Here is a 1,859-nt window from a genome sequence, read left to right on the forward strand (position 1 = left end):
AAAGATGGTCGCCCTTTAGGGCGAAACCTTTACATACTGGTATCAAACCAAACCGGCGTATCTATATTGTTAGAGTCCATTTTTGGGTTGGGTCCGATATGGATAAGTTCATCGGAGGAATTGATGTGGCTTACGGCGTGTTTTGAATAGAAGTTTATCCTGGAAAAGTATTTGAATGTTACTTCACATCCTATGAATAATCCGCTGACGCCGACTTTCTTTGAAAATCCGTCGGAGTTCTCGTCTTTTATTTCTCTAAGTCCTCCCGAAGCCTCCGTCCTGAACAATGCGTCGTTCACTACCGCTTCAATGGCGTTTGAACCTATCTTATATCCGCTCTTTCCCTGAAGAGTAAATATATAATATCCGTCTGTATCGATGATAGAAGTATGGACTTCTCCTTCTTTATCTTTATATGTAAATCCGCCGTCGCTTATATCCTCCACTTCAAATACTTCATAGCTCATCGTGTTGTTTGAAGTCCCGAAGTACGAGAGTATCTCGTCTTTTGTATACACGTTTAGTATGGAAGGAGATACTCCGTGAGGATTGCTCTTATCCTTTAAATGAGTTATCAAGTCTTTCAGACTCTTTTCCACTTCACTATCCAAAGTATTTGTTCCTATGATTTCATATATTTTATTTGTAAGTTTGTTTAGACTTTCCGTCAAGGTCTCTTTGTCACTCGTGTTTACTTTATTTGCTGACAGGCTTTTTATATTCTCGTCATCTAAATTTGAAAGCACTTCGATGATATTGTCTATATCCGCAATGAGTGCGTCGGGTCCTGCTATCCCTGTAGATGCATCCCCTACACTCGCCATAAAATTTCGGTTTTTTATTTTCATTTTTACCTCCTAATAGTACCCGCCGTCGGTACTGAATATCCTTTGATTATAAAGTTCGTATAAAAGTTTGGTGCTGTCGTCGTCCGCTCCGTAAAACCTCAGTCTTTCTCTGTATGCGCAGTAAGCGGAAAGTGCGTCCTGATAACATTCTTTCATCTTCGGCTCGTCATCTTCAGACTTTACTTTCTCCGGAAGCAGTACGTAAAATAGAGTATATCTTCCCATAAGGTCGAACATCACTTCATTTCCCACTTTTATATACATCTTCGTTCTCTTGTTTTGTTCGTTTATTATGTATTTCAGTTTGAGCAGATCTCTGTTTATCTCGTCTTTTGCCTTTATGGGATACCATTTGGTGTTGAAAGCGAAAAGCTCTCTTTTTTTTACTTCTCCCGCATTTATATCCTTTGATATTATGTCCCTTATCCCTTCGTTGATATAGTTTATGCACATCGACTTGTCTATCGACTTATTGCACATAAGCTGCGCATTTATCCTTATTTCTTTTACGTTCATAAATTCCTCCTGCTTTTGTATTATCATAAATTTTCTTTTTTTACTGCTGTCTATTTTTATATCCTTTTTTTACAATGCCTATAAATTTTTTACCTATGGATAAATCTTTTACTAAAGAGTGATATTTTTCATTAAACTCATCTGCTTAAGAGCTCTAAACTTTACACTTCAATGTAGGAATTCACCTCTGCACCCCGCTTCCGAGGGGCTCTGCCGCTTAAACCCCGATACTTTTTGACTTACTAAAAACTCCAAAAGAAATTTTGATATTTTAACTAATATGGAAATTCACAAATTTAACTGCAAAATTTGTAGCACGGCAAACTAAGAAATCGTATTTGTTATCAGTCTTTCGACTGAGCGTACTTTTTTAATAAAATATGTCTATCTCCTTGAAATAGTAAACAATCAAAATTTTGACCTCTTTTTATGAAACAGTTACTATCCCTCACTTTTAGTTTGAAAAGTTTTATCTTTTATTAAAGCTAATAACTC

General features: G+C 36.5%; 2 protein-coding genes. Both read right to left on the reverse strand.

Going from position 1 to position 1,859, the window contains the following annotated elements; translation table 11 throughout:
* Positions 1-29 precede the first annotated feature (29 nt).
* Positions 30-848 carry a hypothetical protein gene (locus NSA01_RS09935; RefSeq protein ID WP_257481303.1) on the reverse strand — a complete coding sequence of 273 codons (819 nt, stop codon included), beginning with the start codon at positions 846-848 and terminating at the stop codon, positions 30-32.
* A gap of 9 nt (positions 849-857) precedes the next feature.
* A complete protein-coding gene (locus NSA01_RS09940; protein ID WP_257481304.1) occupies positions 858-1,364 on the reverse strand; it encodes a hypothetical protein in 507 nt (168 codons plus the stop codon).
* Between the last annotated feature and the right edge of the window lie 495 nt (positions 1,365-1,859).

This window comes from Anaerofustis stercorihominis (genome assembly GCF_024623185.1).
GTDB lineage: Bacteria > Bacillota > Clostridia > Eubacteriales > Anaerofustaceae > Anaerofustis.

Bases quoted from the DNA above. Each gene is read 5' to 3' on its own strand.
- NSA01_RS09935 (WP_257481303.1), bottom strand. From the start codon at position 848: ATGAAAATAAAAAACCGAAATTTTATGGCGAGTGTAGGGGATGCATCT.
- NSA01_RS09940 (WP_257481304.1), bottom strand. From the start codon at position 1,364: ATGAACGTAAAAGAAATAAGGATAAATGCGCAGCTTATGTGCAATAAG.